This window comes from Thermoanaerobacterium sp. CMT5567-10 (assembly GCF_030534315.2).
In the GTDB taxonomy this organism is placed as follows: domain Bacteria; phylum Bacillota; class Thermoanaerobacteria; order Thermoanaerobacterales; family Thermoanaerobacteraceae; genus Thermoanaerobacterium.
On the sequence record NZ_CP130558.2, the window covers coordinates 1657901 to 1678915 of the forward strand.

Annotated in this window: 23 protein-coding genes; 22 read left to right on the forward strand and 1 reads right to left on the reverse strand. The window is 34.1% G+C overall.

What is annotated here, in order from left to right:
- From mnmG to cphA, 11 genes are all read left to right on the forward strand, one after another.
- Entirely contained in the window at positions 1 to 1872 is a 1872-nt protein-coding gene (gene mnmG, locus Q2T46_RS08595; protein ID WP_303263342.1) for a tRNA uridine-5-carboxymethylaminomethyl(34) synthesis enzyme MnmG, read from the forward strand.
- 3 nt (positions 1873 to 1875) lie between these two features.
- The gene (rsmG, locus tag Q2T46_RS08600) at positions 1876 to 2598 is read left to right on the forward strand and encodes a 16S rRNA (guanine(527)-N(7))-methyltransferase RsmG (RefSeq protein WP_303263341.1); all 723 of its coding nucleotides are present in this window, start codon (positions 1876 to 1878) and stop codon (positions 2596 to 2598) included.
- Between the two features lie 17 nt (positions 2599 to 2615).
- The gene (locus tag Q2T46_RS08605) at positions 2616 to 3062 is read left to right on the forward strand and encodes an NUDIX domain-containing protein (protein ID WP_303263339.1); all 447 of its coding nucleotides are present in this window, start codon (positions 2616 to 2618) and stop codon (positions 3060 to 3062) included.
- A gap of 122 nt (positions 3063 to 3184) precedes the next feature.
- Positions 3185 to 3988, forward strand: a complete 804-nt coding sequence (noc, locus tag Q2T46_RS08610; RefSeq protein WP_303263337.1) for a nucleoid occlusion protein — start codon at positions 3185 to 3187, stop codon at positions 3986 to 3988.
- A gap of 89 nt (positions 3989 to 4077) precedes the next feature.
- Positions 4078 to 4857, forward strand: a complete 780-nt coding sequence (locus Q2T46_RS08615) for a ParA family protein (RefSeq protein ID WP_303263336.1) — start codon at positions 4078 to 4080, stop codon at positions 4855 to 4857.
- Positions 4838 to 5689, forward strand: a complete 852-nt coding sequence (locus Q2T46_RS08620) for a ParB/RepB/Spo0J family partition protein (protein WP_399386977.1) — start codon at positions 4838 to 4840, stop codon at positions 5687 to 5689. Before Q2T46_RS08615 ends, Q2T46_RS08620 begins: the two co-directional genes overlap by 20 nt.
- Before the next feature lie 100 nt (positions 5690 to 5789).
- A complete protein-coding gene (hydE, locus tag Q2T46_RS08625) occupies positions 5790 to 7088 on the forward strand; it encodes a [FeFe] hydrogenase H-cluster radical SAM maturase HydE (RefSeq protein ID WP_303263334.1) in 1299 nt (432 codons plus the stop codon).
- 24 nt (positions 7089 to 7112) lie between these two features.
- The gene (locus Q2T46_RS08630; RefSeq protein WP_303263332.1) at positions 7113 to 8261 is read left to right on the forward strand and encodes an aminotransferase class V-fold PLP-dependent enzyme; all 1149 of its coding nucleotides are present in this window, start codon (positions 7113 to 7115) and stop codon (positions 8259 to 8261) included.
- Between the two features lie 29 nt (positions 8262 to 8290).
- Entirely contained in the window at positions 8291 to 8794 is a 504-nt protein-coding gene (locus Q2T46_RS08635) for a DUF4446 family protein (RefSeq protein WP_303263331.1), read from the forward strand.
- 195 nt (positions 8795 to 8989) lie between these two features.
- Positions 8990 to 9811, forward strand: coding sequence for a cyanophycinase (locus Q2T46_RS08640; protein WP_303263330.1), 822 nt, complete (start codon positions 8990 to 8992; stop codon positions 9809 to 9811).
- On the forward strand, positions 9811 to 12438 hold the full coding sequence (gene cphA, locus Q2T46_RS08645; protein WP_303263329.1) for a cyanophycin synthetase: 2628 nt from the start codon (positions 9811 to 9813) through the stop codon (positions 12436 to 12438). Before Q2T46_RS08640 ends, cphA begins: the two co-directional genes overlap by 1 nt.
- Before the next feature lies 1 nt (position 12439).
- Here the strand turns inward: cphA and yyaC are convergent, their stop codons facing one another.
- Positions 12440 to 12994: a spore protease YyaC gene (gene yyaC, locus Q2T46_RS08650; protein WP_013299135.1), complete on the reverse strand. Its 555-nt coding sequence runs from the start codon at positions 12992 to 12994 to the stop codon at positions 12440 to 12442.
- Positions 12995 to 13130: 136 nt separating this feature from the next.
- Here yyaC and Q2T46_RS08655 point away from each other — a divergent pair, with 136 nt between their 5' ends.
- The 11 genes from Q2T46_RS08655 (at position 13131) to dnaB (ending at position 21000) form a co-directional block, all read left to right on the forward strand.
- Complete coding sequence (locus Q2T46_RS08655; protein WP_015312717.1) at positions 13131 to 13667, forward strand: CvpA family protein; 537 nt, start codon at positions 13131 to 13133, stop codon at positions 13665 to 13667.
- A gap of 14 nt (positions 13668 to 13681) precedes the next feature.
- A complete protein-coding gene (gene mscS, locus Q2T46_RS08660) occupies positions 13682 to 14578 on the forward strand; it encodes a small-conductance mechanosensitive channel MscS (RefSeq protein WP_311062221.1) in 897 nt (298 codons plus the stop codon).
- Positions 14553 to 14759 carry a DUF951 domain-containing protein gene (locus Q2T46_RS08665; RefSeq protein ID WP_303263324.1) on the forward strand — a complete coding sequence of 69 codons (207 nt, stop codon included), beginning with the start codon at positions 14553 to 14555 and terminating at the stop codon, positions 14757 to 14759. Before mscS ends, Q2T46_RS08665 begins: the two co-directional genes overlap by 26 nt.
- A gap of 65 nt (positions 14760 to 14824) precedes the next feature.
- Positions 14825 to 15112 carry a 30S ribosomal protein S6 gene (gene rpsF / locus Q2T46_RS08670; RefSeq protein WP_013299131.1) on the forward strand — a complete coding sequence of 96 codons (288 nt, stop codon included), beginning with the start codon at positions 14825 to 14827 and terminating at the stop codon, positions 15110 to 15112.
- Between the two features lie 23 nt (positions 15113 to 15135).
- Positions 15136 to 15582, forward strand: a complete 447-nt coding sequence (locus Q2T46_RS08675; protein WP_192403686.1) for a single-stranded DNA-binding protein — start codon at positions 15136 to 15138, stop codon at positions 15580 to 15582.
- A gap of 12 nt (positions 15583 to 15594) precedes the next feature.
- On the forward strand, positions 15595 to 15870 hold the full coding sequence (gene rpsR / locus Q2T46_RS08680) for a 30S ribosomal protein S18 (protein ID WP_303263322.1): 276 nt from the start codon (positions 15595 to 15597) through the stop codon (positions 15868 to 15870).
- A gap of 59 nt (positions 15871 to 15929) precedes the next feature.
- On the forward strand, positions 15930 to 16229 hold the full coding sequence (locus Q2T46_RS08685; RefSeq protein WP_303263321.1) for a MazG-like family protein: 300 nt from the start codon (positions 15930 to 15932) through the stop codon (positions 16227 to 16229).
- Between the two features lie 23 nt (positions 16230 to 16252).
- Positions 16253 to 17149 (forward strand): YybS family protein, encoded by an 897-nt coding sequence (locus Q2T46_RS08690; RefSeq protein WP_303263320.1) that lies wholly within the window; start codon positions 16253 to 16255, stop codon positions 17147 to 17149.
- Between the two features lie 40 nt (positions 17150 to 17189).
- The gene (locus Q2T46_RS08695; protein ID WP_303263319.1) at positions 17190 to 19157 is read left to right on the forward strand and encodes a DHH family phosphoesterase; all 1968 of its coding nucleotides are present in this window, start codon (positions 17190 to 17192) and stop codon (positions 19155 to 19157) included.
- Positions 19157 to 19600 (forward strand): 50S ribosomal protein L9, encoded by a 444-nt coding sequence (gene rplI, locus Q2T46_RS08700; RefSeq protein ID WP_303263318.1) that lies wholly within the window; start codon positions 19157 to 19159, stop codon positions 19598 to 19600. Before Q2T46_RS08695 ends, rplI begins: the two co-directional genes overlap by 1 nt.
- A gap of 71 nt (positions 19601 to 19671) precedes the next feature.
- Positions 19672 to 21000: a replicative DNA helicase gene (dnaB, locus tag Q2T46_RS08705; protein WP_303263317.1), complete on the forward strand. Its 1329-nt coding sequence runs from the start codon at positions 19672 to 19674 to the stop codon at positions 20998 to 21000.
- Positions 21001 to 21015: the final 15 nt, after the last annotated feature.

Genomic DNA, 21015 nt, shown 5'->3' on the forward strand with positions numbered 1-21015 from the left:
ATGATATACGATGCTGGGTCATATGATGTTGCTGTTATAGGTTTAGGGCATGCAGGGTGTGAAGCAGCTTTAGCCACGGCAAGGCTTGGACTTAAAACAGTTGCGTTTGCAATAAATTTAGATTCGATTGCGTTAATGCCGTGTAATCCTGCAATAGGAGGCCCTGCCAAGACAAATCTTGTAAGAGAGATTGATGCACTGGGGGGACAAATGGCCATAAATACAGATGAAACTTTGATACAGGAAAGGACTTTAAATACCAGCAAAGGGCCTGCTGTAAGGGCATTAAGAGCTCAATCTGATAAAAAAAGATACCAATTTAATATGAAGTATACACTTGAAAAGCAGGAGAATCTCGACATAAAACAAGATGAAGTTGTTGATATTGAAGTAGAGAATGGTGAAGTGAAAAGTGTAATTACAAAAAATGGTGCAAGATACCTGTGTAAGTCCTGTATTGTAACGACAGGTACTTATTTGAGGGGAAGAATTATAATTGGCGATGTGAGTTATAGCGGTGGTCCTAATGGTTTGTTTCCTGCAAATGAACTGTCAAAATGTTTGGAGGGACTTAACATAAAATTGATGAGGTTTAAGACGGGAACACCTGCTCGTGTAGATAAAAAATCTATTAATTTTGATGCTATGGAAATCCAGCCTGGTGATGAAAAAATAAAACCTTTTTCATATTTGCACGATGAAATAAATGTGGAACAAATCCCATGCTGGCTTACGTACACAAATAGTAGAACACATGAGGTTATATTGAGAAACATAGGAAGGTCACCACTTTACAGTGGTGAGATTAAAGGCGTTGGACCAAGGTATTGTCCTTCTATAGAAGACAAAGTTGTTAAATTTCCAGACAAACCTAGACATCAACTTTTTATAGAGCCTGAAGGAAGGAATACCAATGAGATGTATGTACAAGGCATGTCTTCAAGTATGCCTGAGGATGTTCAGATTGAATTTTTAAGAACAATAAAAGGACTTGAAAATGTAAAAGTCATGAGGCCTGGATATGCTATTGAGTATGACTGCATTGATCCTACACAGTTAAAGCAGTCACTTGAATTAAAGACAATATCAGGATTGTTTTTTGCAGGTCAGGTAAATGGAACATCTGGTTATGAGGAAGCTGCTGCGCAGGGATTAATGGCAGGTATAAATGCTGCTATGAAGCTTTTAAATAGAGAGCCTTTTATATTAGATAGATCTGAAGCGTATATAGGTGTCCTAATTGATGACCTTGTTACAAAAGGTACAAATGAACCTTATAGAATGCTGACATCAAGAGCTGAATACAGACTTATATTGAGACAGGACAATGCGGATTTTAGATTGACTGAAAAGGGAAGGCAAATTGGACTTGTAGATGATGAAAGGTACGAAAGGTTTTTGAAGAAAAAAATTCAGTATGAAAAAGAGATGGAAAGATTGAAAACCGCAATGATTGTTCCAAGTGATTTTGTCAATGAATATTTAAAGTCTAAAGGAAGTTCACCAATTGTGACAGGGATTACCATGTATGATTTACTAAAAAGGCCTGAAATTGATTATATTTCATCTAAGGTAATTGACAAGGATAGACCTGAAGATATAAGAGATGATGTAGCAGAGCAGATCGATATTAATATAAAATATGAAGGGTATATAAAGAAACAGTTGGAACAAGTGGAGAAATTTAAGGCATTAGAAAATAAAAAGATACCATCTTGGATAAATTATGATGAAATAAAAGGCATAAGCATTGAGGCAAGGCAAAAGTTAAAAAGTATAATGCCGACTTCTGTCGGACAGGCATCTAGGATATCAGGCGTATCACCTGCTGATATATCTGTTATTTTAATTTATTTGCAGTCAAGGAGATAGATTATGAAGAAAGACAATATTGATTTACTAATAAAAGGAGCGGAATCATTAGGAGTTAATCTCCAACTGTTCCATGTGGAACAATTCATAAAGTATTATGATCTTCTTCTGGAATGGAATCAAAAAATGAATTTGACAGCCATTACGGAAGAAAGCGATGTTGTTGTCAAGCATTTTTTGGACAGCTTAACAGCTAAAATTTGTAAAAAGATAAATGGCAATGAAATGATAATAGATGTAGGTGCAGGTGCTGGATTTCCATCTATACCTCTTAAAATTCTCTATCCATCTTTGAAGCTGACTATTGTTGACTCATTAAAGAAGCGAACTGTCTTTTTAAATGAATTAGTACAGCAATTACATCTAAATGATGTAGAGATAATACATGGGCGTGCAGAAGACTTAGGAAAGGATAATTCTTTAAGAGAAAAGTTCGATATATCATTGTCAAGAGCTGTTGCACAATTAAATATATTGCTTGAGTATTGCATTCCTTTTGTTAAAGTTGATGGATATTTAATTGCTTTTAAAGGTTCAAATGTAGATGAAGAGATAGTAATGTCTAATAATGCTTTAAATGCTTTAAAGAGTCAGATAGAAAATATTTTTGAAGTAACATTGCCTTATACGGATATTGTTCATAAGCTGCTTTTGATAAGAAAACTTGGCACTACAGATATGAAATATCCTAGAAAACCAAAATTAATTGAAAAAATGCCACTCTAAGTGAAAGGATAATTTTTATGAGTAATCTAAGAGCGTGTTTATTAGTATCAAGAGCTGTAATTATTAATGACAATAAAGTTTTACTTGTTAAACATCAGGTGGAAAATGAGATTGGATGGGTTTTTCCTGGTGGACGAGTGGAGGAGAATGAGTCTTGTGTTGATGCACTGATAAGAGAATGCAAAGAAGAAACAGGTTATGATATTATTGCAGATAGTGTATGCTATCTTGAGGAATACAGCATTTACTATGCAACGTATTTTAGATGTTCAATTGTTGGTGGAGATTTGCGGTTGGGTTTTGACCCGGATATGCCTGAAGACAAACAAGTGATAAAGGACGTTAAGTGGATAGACATTTCTGAATTTGACAAATATGATATATATCCTGAAGGACTTAAAGAAATGATTAAAGATGGAACCATCGATTCTCTACGCATAAGAATACCTGAGATTTATAGGTAAAATGGCTTTTTATCTCAATGATAAAAAATAACAGGATAATAATGGTATATTAGGAGGAATTTTGATTTTATTGTAGAATATATATAAGTAATAATCTGATTGTTTTTAAAGAGGTGTTTTTTATGGTTTCGATAAAGCAACAAGAGATTAAATACTTGCCGATAGACCTTATTAGACCTAATCCATATCAGCCTCGTAAAATTTTTGACACTGCCAATCTGCAGGAGCTTTGTGATTCAATAAAAGCTTATGGAGTGATACAGCCAATAAGTGTAAGAGTAGTAAATGGCAATTCTTACGAGCTTATTTCAGGTGAGAGGCGGTTGAGGGCTTCAAAACTTGCGGGACTTAAGACGATACCTGCCATAGTTTTTGAAGCCTATGACGAAGACTCTGCAGTTATTGCTTTGATTGAAAATCTTCAAAGAAAAGATCTAAATTTTTTAGAGGAAGCAGAAGGGTATAACAATTTGATAAACGACCATAATCTCACACAAGAAAAATTAGCTGCTATGCTTGGAAAAAGCCAATCTACAATAGCTAACAAGTTGAGGCTTTTAAAATTAAATGATAGCATTAAAGCAAAATTGATTGAAAATAACCTGACAGAGAGACACGCAAGAGCACTTTTAAGGCTTCCAGATGAAGAACTTCAAAATAAAGCAATTGACATAATAATTAAGAAGAAATGTAATGTTAAAGAGACTGAAAAAATTGTGCAGGACATGATAAATAAGATTACAATGGAAGAAGATAAGAAACAAGAAAAAAAGAAAATGATGAAATTTTATAAGGACATAAGAATTTTTGTAAATACTATTAAACAGGCAATTTCAATAATGAAAAAATCTGGTGTTGATGCGGAATACACAGAGCAGAATGAAGATGATTATATAGAATTTAAGATAAGAATTCCTAAAAAATAGTATTTAATCACCCCGTGTTGTTATTTTACTTTTGTTCCACATGGAACAATGTTATAATAAAAATATGATAAAAATAGCGGGGTGATAAATTGGGAAAAATAATAGCTATAGCAAATCAAAAAGGTGGAGTTGGCAAAACAACGACAACAATAAATTTAGGTTATTCTTTATCTGCCAGTGGGAAAAAGGTATTATGTGTTGATATGGACCCTCAAAGCAATATGACCAGTGGCTTTGGAATAGATAATTCATCGCTTGATTGCACTACATATAATATTTTAATTGAAGAAAGAAACATAAAAGAAGCTCTTATAACGCTTAATGAGATGAATGGCATTTCTATTGTACCATCCAGCATTCAATTGGCAGGAGCAGAGATAGAACTTGTTCCCATGCTATCAAGGGAATTCAGGCTTAAAAATTCTCTCAAAGATATTAAAGATGATTATGATTATATTTTGATTGATTGTCCTCCATCGTTGGGACTTTTAACAATCAATGCATTAACGGCAGCAGATTCAGTATTAGTGCCGATACAGTGTGAATATTATGCTTTGGAAGGTTTAACACAGTTAATGAATACAATAAACTTAATAAAGAAAAACATTAATCACAGCCTTGAAATTGAAGGTGTTGTATTAACCATGTTTAATGCTAGGACAAACTTATCGATACAGGTTGTTGATGAAGTTAAGAAATACTTCAAGGGAAAAGTCTACGGCACTATAATACCGAGAAATATACGATTAGGTGAAGCACCAAGCTTTGGGAAACCTATTTCTCTTTATGACCCCCATTCAAAAGGTGCTGAAGCATATGAAGAATTGGCAAAAGAGATGATTGAAAGGAATGGTGAGGCAATTGAATAATAAAAGAGGGCTTGGTAGAGGTTTACAAGCTCTTATACCTGATATTGATGAAGAAAATACAAAAGGCGTAGAAAATATAAAAATTTCAGACATAGAGCCAAATCAATTCCAGCCAAGGAAACATTTTGATGATGAATCTTTAAAAGAGTTATCTGATTCTATAAAAGAACACGGTGTTATACAACCTATTATTGTTAGAAAAATCAATTTCGGATACCAAATTGTAGCAGGGGAAAGAAGATGGAGAGCAGCTAAACTAGCAGGACTAAAAGAAATACCAGCTATAGTTAAAGATTTTGATGACCAGAAAGTGATGGAAATAGCCCTTATAGAAAATCTCCAGAGAGAAGACCTCAATCCAATTGACGAAGCAAAAGCATACAAGTCACTGATGGAACAGTTTAACTTAACACAGGAAGAAATATCAAAGAGAGTTGGCAAAAGCAGGTCGGCAATTGCTAATAGTATTAGATTGCTTAATCTAGATGAAAATGTTCAAAATATGCTGATGGAAGGGAAAATAACTACAGGTCATGCAAAAGTCATATTAGCTTTGCAAGATGCAGACAAGCAGAATATAATTGCAAATAAAATTGTTGATAAGAATTTAAATGTTAGAGAAACAGAAAATTTGATAAAAGAAGTGGCATCACCGAAAAGAAAAAAAAGACAGATTAATAATATATATATTAAAGAGATAGAAGATAATTTTTGCAGATTTTTCGGAACTAAGGTAAAGATAATACCAGGTAAAAATAAAGGAAAGATAATGATCGAATATTACGGTGAAGAGGATTTATCCAGGCTTACAGATCTTATAATAAATAGATGATAGAAAATGCATTTGTAAAAACAAATGCATTTTCTATTGTAACTATGGCTAAATAAATATAAAATATAGATATATGAATAAAACTCACAGGTGAAAATATATGGAACACTATATAATAATTTGTAATTCGACGCAGCATATGCTGAATGCGGATAAAATATTAAAGCAAAATGATATTAAGACTGAATTGATTCCTGCACCATCAGAGTATGGTTCTGTGTGCAGTACCGCAATAAAAATTAATGCATATAATGTTGATGTAGCAGAAAAACTCCTTAAAGATAATTCTATATCATTGAAAGGGATATACCCTTATAAAATACGTAAACTTGAAGGGCTTATTGATAAAATTAATAAAGACTTAAATAATGATTTAATAACTGTCTTAAAGAAAATAGAAAATGGAATAGAGCTAACAGAAGATGACATAGTTGTCATACTAAGCTCCAGTGGTGATAAGAACTTAAGTTCTATATTTAAAGCTGCGGACGAGATGCGAAAGTCAGTTGTCGGCGATATTGTCGACATAAGGGCAGCAATAGAATTTTCAAATATTTGCAGAAAAAATTGCTTTTATTGTGGATTAAGGAGAGATAATTTATCTGTTGAGCGATATAGGATGGACATAGATGAGATAGTCCAAACTGCAAAAGAATTAAAAAAGATGGGGATAAGGACAGTTATTCTTCAATCAGGTGAAGATCCATGGTATACAGAAGATAAGATAATTGAAATTATCAAGAAAATTAAGAAAGAGACTAATATGCGCATAACGCTAAGCATTGGTGAAAGAAACCAAGAAGAGTACAAGCATTTTAGGGAAGCTGGTGCAAATAATTTTTTACTGAAAATAGAAACTACAAACAGGGAAATATTTAAAAATATACATCCTGATGATGATTTTGATTATCGCGTTAAATGTTCTGAGTGGCTAAGGGAGAACGGATATGTAAATGGTAATGGCAATATTATAGGACTTCCTGGACAAACAGCAAGAGATATAGCGAAAGATATATTGTTTTTTAAAGATATGGGAATCCACATGGTAGGTATTGGCCCGTTTGTACCGGCTACAGGTACACCATTAGAGACATATCCACATGGAGATGTTGAGATGACGTTAAAGACGGTAGCAGCAACGAGACTTGTTTTAAAAAATGTTTTTATACCTGCTACAACAGCATTAGCAACAGTTGATAAAGATGCACAAGTTAAGGCTTTAATGGCAGGTGCAAATACAATTATGTTGATTTCTACACCTTCTAAGTACAGAAGCAGGTATAAGATATACAGTAATAAAAATATGGTAGATTTACAGACGGCATATAGAGCAGTTATTAAAGCAGGAAGGAAAATGCCTCCTTACATTAACTTAGATTACATTAAAGATAGTAAATAAAATTAAATGATGGGAGGGCTGGCGTTGATTTATTTTGATAATGCGGCTACATCATATCCTAAGCCAGAATCAGTTTACGATGAGATTGACAGGGTAATGAGGTATTGCGGAAATCCAGGGAGAGGCAGTCATAGATTAGCAATAGAGTCTGGAAAGCATATATTAGAGGCAAGGCAGGAGTTGTGCCAGCTTTTTAATATAAATGACCCTATGAGAGTAATTTTTACGCTTAATACTACAGATTCTTTAAATATCGCATTAAAAGGCATTTTAAATGAAGGCGATCATGTTATAACATCAAGCATGGAGCACAACTCAATGATAAGACCACTGATAGCTTTAAGAGACAGCAACTATATTGATTTGACAATAGTGAAATGCGATCAGAAGGGAAATATTGATGTTGACGATGTAAGAAAAGCTATTAAGAAAAATACGAAATTGATTGCTATGATACACGCATCGAATGTGACTGGCACATTGATGCCTATAAGGGAAATAGGCAGTATTGCCCGGGAAATGGGCATATATTTCCTGGTTGATGCTGCACAAACTGCTGGAAGTTATCCTATTGATGTAGAAAAGGATAATATTGATTTATTGGCATTTCCCGGGCATAAATCTCTCTTTGGTCCACAAGGCACAGGTGGACTTTATGTAAGGGATACGATAAAACTTAAAACGATAAAGGAAGGTGGAACAGGTAGCAATTCAGAAAATATCCATCAACCTGATATGATGCCAGATATGCTTGAGAGTGGAACGCCAAACACACCTGGTATTGCAGGTCTAAAAGAAGGTGTGAGATATATTAGAAGTATAGGTGTAGAAAATATATTAAAACATGAGAGAAAGCTGACAAAAAGGTTTATTGACGGTGTAAAAGATATACCAAACCTTGTATTGTATGGAAATAGCGATGAAGAAAGGAGAGTTGGAGTTATATCTATAAATATCAAAGATATAGATTCCGGGGAAGTCAGCTACATTCTGGATAAAGCATTTGATATAGCTACAAGATCTGGTCTTCATTGCTCATCACTGGCTCATCAGACGATAGGTACGTTAAAGACAGGTACAGTCAGATTTGGAATAGGGTATTTTAATACAGAAGATGAAGTAGATAAAGCTGTAGATGCATTGTACACCATAGCAAAACAAGCGCTGAGTTAAGGAAATTTATGAAATTCGGAGGAGAAAGTATGCAAGAACTGATAATGATATTTAATAAAAACATGAGTTTATTTATTTTATTTGCCATTGTTCTTGGGTTGTTTGATTTCATAGTAGTTATTATAATTAATTCTAAATACACAAAATTAAAGAAACAGTATAAGAAGCTTATAAAAGAATTGGAAACTGGAGATGTAATTGAGCTTTTAACAAAGAACATAAGTAAAAATGAAGAATTTAACGAAAAGCTTGAAAGGTTTAGGAAAGAGTTAAGCATGATAGATAGTGAAATGAAAGCTTCTATAAAGAAAGTTGGTATTGTAAGGTATAATGCATTTAATGATGTGGGATCTGACTTGAGCTTTTCAATAGCTCTTTTAGACAGTGAAGACAATGGAATAGTCTTGTCAGGAATATACGGTAGAAATGAAACGGCTACATTTGCAAAGCCAATAGTTAAAGCACAGTCAAATTATCCTTTGTCTGCAGAGGAAATTCAGGCAATAGATAAAGCAAGGAAGGGTCAGAGGTAATATAAATAGCAATGTGTGTTGAAGGGGAAGTTCTGCTTTCTAACAACATTGTATTGCATGTAAAGAGAATTCTGCAAAAATATGTACAAATTAAATAAAAAGTATATTGTCAAAAAACTTCAGCCATACTATATATGTCTGAAGTTTTTTTGATTTTTGATTTCACACAATAAGAACCGACCTGGAGGCGTATAGATGGATGAAATAAACAGAGGAAAGCTTTTAATCATAGGTGGTGCAGAAGATAAAAAAGACAAATGCATAATCTTAAAAGAAGTGATAAAACTATCTGGTGGTGAAAATAGCAGAATAGTCATAATGACTACTGCAACAGAAAAGCCAGAAGATGTAGGTAAAAATTATGTAGAAATCTTTAAGAGGTTAGGAGCGGGAACTGTCGAAACTGTAAATATAGATTCGAGAGATGATGCAAAAAACGAAATTGTTGAAGAAAGGCTAAGAAACAGTACATGTATTTTCTTTACAGGGGGAGATCAGCTGAGGATTACCAGTATACTTGGAGGAAGTGGTATTGACAAACTTTTAAATGAATTAAATAAACAGAAAGGTATTTTAATAGTTGGAACAAGTGCAGGAGCATCTGTTATGTCTACAACGATGATAATAGGTGGCAATGATGAGGAGTCCCCAAGGAAATGTACAATAAACATGGCACCAGGATTGGGACTTTTAAATAACGTGATAATAGACCAGCATTTTGCACAAAGAGGGAGAATTGGAAGGCTGCTTACTGCGATAGCTGAAAACCCAGAGAATCTTGGAGCAGGAATTGATGAAGATACCGCTATAGTAGTCGATGGAAATAAATTTAGAGTTATTGGCTCAAATGCAGTAACTGTAATCGACGGTAGGACATTGAAAAATACCAATGTGTCAGAGTCTAGCCCTGATGAGATATTATCATTAACACATGTGACACTACATATACTCCCATCAGGGTATGGTTTTGATATTATGCTAAGAGAGCCTTTTAAATATAACAAGGAGGATATATAATGGTTATAAAAGATATAAGGGTATATCGTGGTAGAAACATATACTGCCATAGACCTGTTGTAAAGATGATTGTGGATACAGGTGATTATGATATACCAACAAAAGATATACCGGGATTTAATGAAAGGCTTATAAAAACAATTCCTAGTTTAAACAAACATTGTTGTTCGTACGGTTATGAAGGTGGTTTTTTAAAGAGACTTGATGAAGGTACATATCTTCCACATGTTACAGAGCATATAATATTGGAAATTCAAAATATACTTGGGTATGATGTGAAATATGGGAAAGCTAGATTGATTGAAGGACACCTTTACAACGTAATATTTGAATATGAATTAGAGGAATGTGCAATAAGATCAGCTAAATTAGCGGTTGAGATGGTTAATAAATTTATAAGTGGAGAGGATTTCAATTTTGAGAAGGAATTAGAGCAAATAAGGAAAGTTGTTGTGGAAGTTGAGCTGGGACCCAGTACTATGGCTATAAAGAAAGCTGCAGAAGAAGCGTCAATTCCTGTAACAAGGGTTGGAAATGGCAGCATATTGAGACTAGGTTATGGACGCTATCAAAAGATGATAGAAGGTACTATAACCCAAAATACTAGCTGCATTGCTGTAGATATAGCCTGTGATAAGATTCTGACCAAAAACATGATTAAAGAGTATGGGCTACCAGTACCTGAAGGGGATGTCGCGTATAATGAAAATGATGCAATAGCCATAGCTGAGGAAATTGGCTACCCAGTTGTAGTTAAGCCATTTAACGGCAATCAAGGAAAAGGCGTTTTTTTAAATCTATTAAATAAAGAGGAGTTGATCGTCGCTTATAGAAATGCAAAAAACATAAGTGATTTAGTTATAGTTGAAAGACATATCAAGGGAAAAAATTATAGAGTTCTTGTGATTGGTGATAGAGTTGTTGCAGTATCGGAAAGAGTACCTGCTAGAGTCTTAAGCGATGGAATACATACAATTAGGGAGCTAGTAGAGATTGAAAACAGGAACCCTCTAAGAGGTGTTGGACATGAAAAACCTCTTACAAAAATAAACATAGACAATATTTCACAATTTGTGTTAAAAAAGCAAGGATACCAAATTGATGATATTCCTCCAAAAGGTGTATACGTATATTTTCGCGAAAGCGCAAACTTAAGTACTGGAGGTACAGCAATTGATAGGACGAAAGAAATACATCCTGACAATATAGAAATAGCGGTGAGAGCAGCAAAGGCCATTGGCCTGGATATTGCGGGAATTGATATTACAATGGAAAATATCTCTATGCCTTTAAACAGGAGCAATGGTGCTATAATTGAGGTTAATGCGGCCCCAGGCATAAGGATGCATCACTACCCGTCTAAGGGCAAATCAAGAGATGTCGCAAGAGCGATTATAAATATGCTTTATCCAAAAGGGAGCAAAGCCACAATACCAATTATATCGGTTACTGGTACCAATGGGAAAACGACGACAGTGAGAATGATATCTCAAATATTGAGGACGTATGGTTATACGGTTGGAATGACGTCTACAGATGGGATTTATGTTGATGATGTATGCATATATAAAGGGGATAATTCAGGACCTAAAAGTGCCAGGACATGCCTTGCTGATAAAAATATTGATGCGGCTGTGTTGGAAACAGCAAGAGGTGGCATTGTAAGGGAAGGTTTAGGATACGATTTGGCTGATGTAGGCATAATTACAAATATTTCAGAAGACCACCTTGGCATAGATGGTATTGAAACATTAGAAGATCTTGCATTTGTAAAATCTTTAGTGGTGGAAGCAGTAAAAAAAGATGGGTACTCAGTCTTAAATGCTGATGATCCTATGACACCGTATATTTCCAAAAGAGCAAAGGGAAAAATCATATACTTTTCGATGCATGAGAATAACATTACTATAAAAAGGCATTTAGAAGAAGGCGGTATTTCTGTATACGTAAAAAATGATACGATAGTAATTGCAAATGGTGAAATAGTACCTGTTGCAAAAATTGATGAGATTCCAGCTACGCTAAACGGTAAAGTCTTGTACAATGTAGAAAATGCAATGGCAGCAATTGCTGCATCGTACGGCATCAAGATTCCAGTGAATGTAATTTCAAAAGGAATCAAATCATTCTATTGCGATGAGAATCACAATCCAGGTAGATTTAATATTTTCAATGTAGGAAGTTTCCGAGTCCTTGTGGATTATGGCCATAATATAGATGGCATAAGAAAGGTAATAGAATCAGCTCGAAAGTTGAATCCTAATCGTTTGATAGGGGTTATAGGGGTTCCGGGTGACAGAAGCGATTCAAGCACATTGAAGATAGGTGAAATCTGCGGAGAAGGATTTGATAAAGTTTATATAAAAGAGGATTTAGATTTAAGAGGACGAAAGCCAGGTGAAATAGCAAAACTTCTGGAGATAGGCGTACTAAAGGGTGGAGTCGGCAAAGAAGATGTAAATGTGATTTTAAAAGAAGTAGATGCGTTAAAAACCGCTATGTACGAAGCACAGCCGGGAGATTTGATTGTGATATTCTATGAAAAATATGCGCCTGTAGTAGATGCCATAAACAATTTTATAAAAATAAGTCAGTTTGATATAGATGAAAGCAAAGAAAGGGCTTAAATTATGCCCTTTCTTTGCGATTTTCCAATTCTATTATAGATTTCGTTATGCCATATGTTATTATATCTGCCATCTTCATTACAACATTGAGCCTTGTGTTCTGTAGTACCATAAATTCCATAAATCCAGAAATATTTACTATACCTGTCACATACATATTTCCTATAGGAGTCAAATCTTTTGAAACACCAGCACCAGGTTTTATAGCACCTTCACCTATAGATATACAGCCTACATGATTTAATGAACCCAGACATGCATCTACAGCTATAATAAAAGGATTTTTATGTACTTTTTTAATATTGTATAAAGTCTCATTTAGATTTTTCGCATGGACAGGTTCGCTTAATGTTCCATATATACCGATTCTGTCAGAAAAGAAATTTTTTAGTTTATATCCAACAATTGGTCCAAGACTGTCACCAGTGGACCTGTCTGTACCAATACAGACAACGACAAAGTCATCTTTAAAGTTAAACAATTTATTAAAACATCTTGAAAATTCTAAACTAAAATCACTGTAACATGTTTTATCATTTATGTTGATTAATTTCATTATGCCATCTCCTTAAAGCATATTTCTATAATTATTTTTCACAAGTTTCATTCTATTAATACACTGTAAATAAGTATTGGTTGAAAACAGGCACATAAATGTGTATTATAATATTAGGTGTTTTAAGGTGGTTTTTATGAATATTGTTGATATTATAATAGTTTTGGTAATTGCATATTTTATGTACTCTGGCTTTATAAAAGGTTTTATTATGACACTTTACGGATTAGCAAATATTGTAATATCATGGATTTTGACTGTGAAGTTTTATCCAATTGTATCACAGTATATAATGAGAAATGTAAAATTGTTGGATTTTGCAATGAAATTGGCAGGCTCTTTAAAAAATGTAATCTTTAATGTTACATCTATAAAGTCGTTTGTAGATTTAATTAGTATAGTTTTGACATTTTTGTTCTTTACATTATTTTTAAAAATCTTTGCAGTGATACTCAACAAATTATTGAATTATCCGTTTATAAGGATCTTTAACAAGATAGGCGGTGGGCTTTTAGGCATGGTAGAAGGATTTGTGTTTGTTTTTTTCATATTCAGCTTGTTTAAAGCCATAAACAATATGTTACCCCTAAGTTACTGGACGTATATAGACAAATCTCAGTTTGCAAAGCTATTTTTGAACAACAATGATGTCCTTAAAATGTTTTTGCTGTAATTTAAAGTGAAAGGATGTTTAATTTGGAATATCTGCTTAATTTGTATAATCAAATACTGAAACTTTACGATATAAAGATATTAGGAACGACTTTTGATATTTTAAAAGTCGTTATAATAGCGTATATTGCCAAGAAATTAGGATACCTTTTGATAGATAGATTCTATGTAATGCAGGAAAGGTCCAAGATTCAATTTTCAGAAAGGAAGGTAAAAACACTTTCTTCTCTTACAAAAAATATTTTAAGGTATGTCATATACTTTGTTGCAATTTACTCTATACTGGAGATATTAGGATTAAAAATGGGTTCAATACTGGCTGTAGCCGGTATAGGCAGCCTCGCAGTTGGATTTGGAGCACAAAGCCTTGTGAAAGATGTCATAACAGGCTTTTTTATAATATTCGAAGATCAATTTGGAGTGGGTGACTATATTACTATAAACAATTTTTCAGGGACTGTGGAGGAAATCGGACTTAGAGTTACAAAAATTAGGGACTTTTCAGGTGATCTTAACATCATTCCAAATGGCGAAATTACGTCTGTAACAAACCATTCTAAAGGTGCTATGAGAGCTCTCGTAACTATTGGTATATCTTATGAAGAGGATGTAGACAAAGCTTTAAAGATATTAAATGAAATATGCAATGCGGTAAAAAAAGATAGAGATGATATATTGGAAGGACCTTCAGTACTTGGCATAACTAACTTTAAAGATTCTACAGTTGAAATTACAATAGTAGCTATGACGAAGCCAATGCAGCAGTGGGCTGTAGAAAGGGATTTAAGATATAGAATAAAGCAGGAATTTGACGATAATAGTGTAGAGTTTCCATATCCGCACATGGATGTTGTATTAAAAGAGATTAACAAGAAAGGTGATAGTGATGCCGAAAGAGATCAACGTGGGTGATGTTGTCAAGATGAAAAAACTCCATCCGTGTGGAGGAGATGAATGGGAGGTACTTAGAGTAGGTATGGACATAAGGATAAAATGTTTAAAGTGTGGCAGAATGGTGTTGATGCCAAGACCTAAATTTGAGAAAGGAATGAAAAAAATAATAAAAACTGTTGAAAAACCAAATGAACAATGATAAAATAACAATATGGATTGCCGCCTTGCCCAATAGGGCCGTAAAGTCCGTAAGGAGGTGAAATAATGAGATCGTATGAAACAATATTTATAATTTCTCCAGATGTCAATGATGAAGCAAGACCTGCTTTAATTGAGAAGTTCAAAAATCTCATAACAGAAAAAGGTGGAGAAATTACAAATGTCGATGAGTGGGGCAGAAGGAAGCTTGCTTATGAAATCGATAAGAAGAGTGAAGGGTATTATGTTTTGATGAACTTTAACAGTGATGTAGATGTCCCACACGAACTTGAGAGAGTTTACAAAATAACAGACGGTATATTGAGATATCTTATCGTTAAAGTTGATAAATAATTCATTGATAGGTGGGTTAAATAATGTTAAATAAAGTTGTATTGATAGGCCGTTTAACAAAAGATCCTGTCCTAAAATATGCGTCATCAAATATGATTCCTGTAACAACTTTTACACTTGCTGTTAACAGGAACTATACTCAGCAAAATGGTGACAGGTTGGCAGATTTTATACCCATCGTTACATGGCGAAAACTTGCAGAGATTTGTGGAAATAATCTTAAAAAGGGAAGATTAGTTGCTGTCGCCGGAAGTATCCAGACTCGTTCATGGGATGACAACAGCGGCAATCGCCACTGGATTACAGAAGTTGTTGCGGATGAAGTTAAGTTTTTGGATTCCAACAAAAGCAGTGGCAATGATCCTATGATTGATTTAGGTAAAGATATTCATAGTTTTGATATCGATGTGGATGGCGGCGATTTTGATGGATTTAGTCCGGTAGAGTCAGAAGATGATCTTCCATTCTAAGGAGGGTTGAGTATGTCAGGCAACAATAACAATAGTAGCAATGTTAAAGAAAATTCTGCTCAAAAGAGAAAAAACAGAAAAGCAAAAAAGCGTGTCTGTGCTTTTTGTGCCGACAAGATAGATTATATAGATTATAAAGAAGTTGGTAAGTTGCGTAAGTATATAACCGAAAGAGGCAAGATATTGCCTAGAAGGATAACTGGGAATTGTGCAATACACCAAAGACAGCTTACAGTTGCCATAAAAAGAGCAAGACAAATTGCACTACTACCATATACAGTCGAATAATGATATAATAGAGAGGGCGCAGCCCTCTCTTGTTTTTCATGTGTATAAGGTGGGATATTATGGATAATAATTTTGATATAACGAAGAATATCAAAAGCTTAGAAAATTTAAAAGTAGAGCTTTTAGATAGAACGGCATCTATATTCAAGAATTTTAATAATGATGATATATCACTAGAGCTGATTGATAATATATGCCATGTGATAATTACTGGGTATTTGTTGGGAAATAAATTAGGATATGATTTTAGAGAAATTGACGAGGAAATCTTAAAGCGCATGAGATCTATTTTGGCAGAAATCGATGGAGAGGGTTCGGAGAATTATAAAGATCTTATTGCCTATCTTAAAAAGAGGTAAGATTTATACATGGAGGCGCAGAGATGGATAGCAAAAACATTGCAAATGCAGCTATTATGGCGGCTATGGCGGTTATAATTGTTTTAGTTGGTGCATACGTACCACCGCTTTTTTTCATACTTTTTTTTGTACCAGTGCCTATAAGCATTGTATCTATTAGAAGCGATTTATTATATGGGATTTTATCCACTATTTTAGTTTTTATAGCTACATTTTTATTTACAGATATTATTACTGCATCAATAGTTGCAGTTATAAGTGTCATCGGAATTATAATGGGTTATCTCATAAAAAAAGGAAATACACCTCGTGATGTTGTAATAGAGACTGGAGTGATATCTTTAGTTGGATTTGTTGGGCTATTGTATATTCTTAAAATATTTGGTATAAATGTAATAAATAGTATTTTAAATGATTATGCACAAATTGGAAATGAGGTTTTAGCATTTTATAAAAATACCCCCAATGAAGCTGCGGTTAGAAGCATGATAAATTATATGATAGACACTATTAAGGTTTTGCTGCCTTCAATTTTTGTCATAATGATTGCTATAGTTGTTGTGGCAAACTATATGCTTTTGTCCAGGATAATGATGAAAGATCAGAAAGTAAAAAGATTGCCTCCATTTATGTTTTGGAGGATGCCGTACGTGACGGGTTGGATATTTATCGGTGCCCTTTTATATCAGTATTTTGTAAATTCCAGTATAGTGGCGTCTAATCTTTTGCTTCTTCTGTCTATTGGATTTACTATAAGCGGCTTTTCTTACGTTAAATATTATATGACTAAGAAATTCAACATGAATTCTGGACTTAGCAATGTCATCTTGATAATTTTATTTATATTTCCTGTGACTTTTTCTTTAATGGCGTTATTGGGTGTTATCGACACAAGCATGAATTTAAGGAAATTTACTTAGAAAGTTATCGCCTTTGCATTTGATCTAAGGGGATGTGGATATGTTTGATAAAAAATTTTACAAATTGATATCCTCTGTAAGTTTACTTAATGTAATTTTATCAGCGGTTCTGACGATTACAGTTTTATATTATAATATTTATATAGGTTTTGCATCAATGGTATTGCTGATATACATTTTGTACTTAGAGTACAAAGGAGAAAAAAAGAAGCGGACAGAATTTGATAAGTACATTGAAAGACTTTTTTTTAGTGTTGATAAGGCATCTGGCAATGTATTATCACTTTTGCCTATACCAGTCGCTTTAATGAGCGATGAGGGAAATATAGTATGGTATAATTCATGTTTTGCTCAAAATTTTGAAGATAAGAAAGACATAAATAATGTTATTTTAAAATATGCTAAATCAAAAAAAGATGATAAGTATCATTTTAAAATAGGCAATAAATACTATTACATGATGAGCATATTGTCTCAACCTAAAAGGAAAAAGTCTAAAGACAATCATACTTATTATAATATTTTCATTTTTGACGAAACTGATTACATGGAAATATCAAAGAAACTTATAAATTCTCAACCAGTTTTAGGCTACATACTTGTAGACAATTATGAAGAAGCACTTCAGTCTGCAGATGATTTAAATAGGCCTGTTATTGCGGCAGAGATTGAACGAAGACTTAATATTTGGGCACAGTCTATGAATGCATATATAATTAAATATGCTAATGATAGGTACATCTTTGTTACACAAGAGAGCGATCTTAATAATCTAGAAGAAAATCGATTTGAAATACTTGACTTCATAAGAGATATAAATGTGGGCAACAAAATTCCTATAACATTGAGTATAGGTGTTGGCGCTGATTCACCTGAGTTCAGCAAATTGAATGAGTATGCAACATCTGCAATTGATTTAGCTTTAGGCAGAGGCGGAGACCAAGCCGTTGTAAAAAAGGGTGAAAAAATTTTGATTTACGGTGGTAAAACACAAGCTGTTGAAAAAAGGACAAAAGTCAAAGCTAGAGTTGTATCACATGCAATAAGAGAGCTTATTGAGGAGTCTTCTAATGTTTTGGTGATGGGACATAATTTTATGGATTTTGATTCTTTAGGTGCAGCAATTGGTATGTACAGGTGTGCTGTATCACTTGGAAAAGAAGCTAAGATAATTTTAGATAAATCGAATCCAGCAATAGAAACCCTCTTAGAAAAGATAGAAAGAGACGAGGAATATGCAAATCCATTTATAGATGTAAGCAATGTAAAAAGTGTCGTTAATCAGAAAACATTGCTTATAGTAGTAGATGCTCACAGACCAAGTTATTTAACGTATCCTGAATTGGTAAATCTTGTAGAGAGGATAATAGTTATAGATCACCATAGAAGGGGAAAGGAGTTTATAGACAAGGCATTGCTTGTTTACCTTGAGCCGTACGCATCTTCTACGTGTGAGCTTGTGACGGAGATATCCCAGTATATTAAAGATAAAGTAGACTTAAAACCTATAGAGGCGGAAGCTTTACTTGCTGGAATAACGGTTGATACAAAAAATTTTACATTTAGGACAGGTGTAAGGACGTTTGAAGCAGCATCTTATTTGAGGAGGAAAGGAGCCGATACCATATCTGTCAAGATGCTATTTCAAAATGATTTAAAATCGTATATAATAAAATCTACGATAGTTAAAAATGCGGAAATAACAAAAGAAGGAATAGCAATTGCTGTAAGTCCTGAAGAGACTGACAATGTGATTGCTGCTCAAGCTGCAGACGAGCTTTTAAACATAAAAGGTGTTCAGGCATCTTTTGTCGTATTTAAAAGGCATGACGACGTGGCTATCAGCGGAAGATCTATAGGAGATATAAATGTTCAGGTAATACTTGAAAAACTTGGAGGCGGTGGACATTTAACTGTTGCAGGTGCGCAGGTTAAAAAACCGCTTCAAAATGTAATAGATGATTTGAAGAAAGCTATTGATGAATACTTTAAGGAAGGTGAATTGTAATGAAAGTGATTTTGCAAAAAGATGTAAAGGGCATAGGTAAAGCAGGAGATATAGTAAATGTAAGCGATGGTTATGGCAGGAATTATCTTTTGCCACGTGGGCTTGCTATAGATGCCACGAAGTCCAATATAAATGTGCTTAATGAAAAGAAGAAGGCAGAGGAGAAAAAAAGGCAGAAAGAGGTGGAAGCAGCACAAGAGATAGCAAAAAAGCTTTCACAGGAGACAATTAAGCTTAAAGTAAAGACAGGGGAAAATGGTAAACTGTTTGGTTCTATAACGTCTAAGGATATACAAGATGAGTTAAATAAAAGAGGATACAATATAGACAAAAAGAAAATAAATCTTGCTGATGCAATAAAAACGACAGGTACATTTAATGTAGATGTAAAATTGTACCCAGGCATACAGGCAAAAATAAAAGTAGAGGTTGTAGGCGAATAAAATTTTTTTGTTGATGCAGGTCTTGGAGGTAAAAATTCACATGGTTTTGGTTGCTTTAAGGGGGGTATGAGATGGAGTGGAATAAGATCCCTCCTCAAAATATAGAGGCAGAGCAAGCTGTTTTAGGTGCAATGCTTTTATCAAGGGATGCCATAATCGATGCATCTGAGATAATTAAAGCAGATGATTTTTATAAAGAATCAAACAAAAAGCTTTTTACAATCATTATGGATATGTTTGAAAAAAACATACCGGTTGATTTAGTTACTGTCGTTGATGAGTTGAGAAGGCAAAACCTTTTGGAGGCTGTTGGGGGACTTGACTATATAACAAATTTATCATCCAGTATTGTTACTACTGCAAATGTATCGTATTATGCAAAGATGATTAGGGAAAAGGCTACATTAAGGCGCCTTATCCAAGCTTCATCTGAAATAATGGAAATGGGATATAGCGGCGGCGATATCCATGATGTATTGGATGCGGCAGAACAAAAGATATTTGATATAGCGCAAGGAAGGAACACTGAAAATTTTTATCCCATAAAAGACGTCTTGATGGATACATTTTATAATATAGAGAATCTCTATAAAAATAAAGGGCATATGACTGGTGTACCGTCGGGTTTTCCGGATCTGGACTTGAAGACATCTGGTTTTCAGCCATCAGACTTTATACTTTTGGCAGCGAGGCCTTCAATGGGTAAAACATCATTTGCTTTAAACATTGCAGAAAATGCGGCGCTGGCTCTTAAAGAACCTGTTGCAATATTTAGCCTTGAGATGTCAAAAGAGCAGCTTGTAAATAGACTTATATGTTCTACAGCAAATATCGATAGCCAGAAATTAAGGACTGGCAATTTAGATGATGATGATTGGCCAAGACTTGCTGCTGCAATGGCACCTCTTTCCACAGCACCAATATACATTGATGATACACCTGGCATATCTGTGATGGACATAAGGGCAAAGTGTAGAAGACTAAAGCTGGAGAAAGGTTTATCATTGGTGCTTATAGATTACTTACAGCTTATGCAAGGAAGAGGAAATTCGGAAAGCCGTCAGCAAGAAGTTTCAGAGATATCAAGGTCTTTAAAAGGGCTTGCAAGGGAATTACAGGTTCCCATCATAACATTATCGCAGCTATCCCGTGCACCTGAGGCAAGATCAGACCATAGGCCAATTTTAAGCGATTTAAGAGAATCAGGTGCAATAGAACAGGATGCTGACATAGTGATGTTTCTCTACAGAGATGATTATTACAACAAAGACTCCGAAAAGAAAAATATAGCAGAGCTAATCATTGCAAAACACAGAAATGGGCCAACAGGTACGATTGAGCTATTGTGGATGGGACAATATACGAAATTTGTAAGTATTGAAAAATATAGGACAGAATAGGTAAGAAGGTATTTT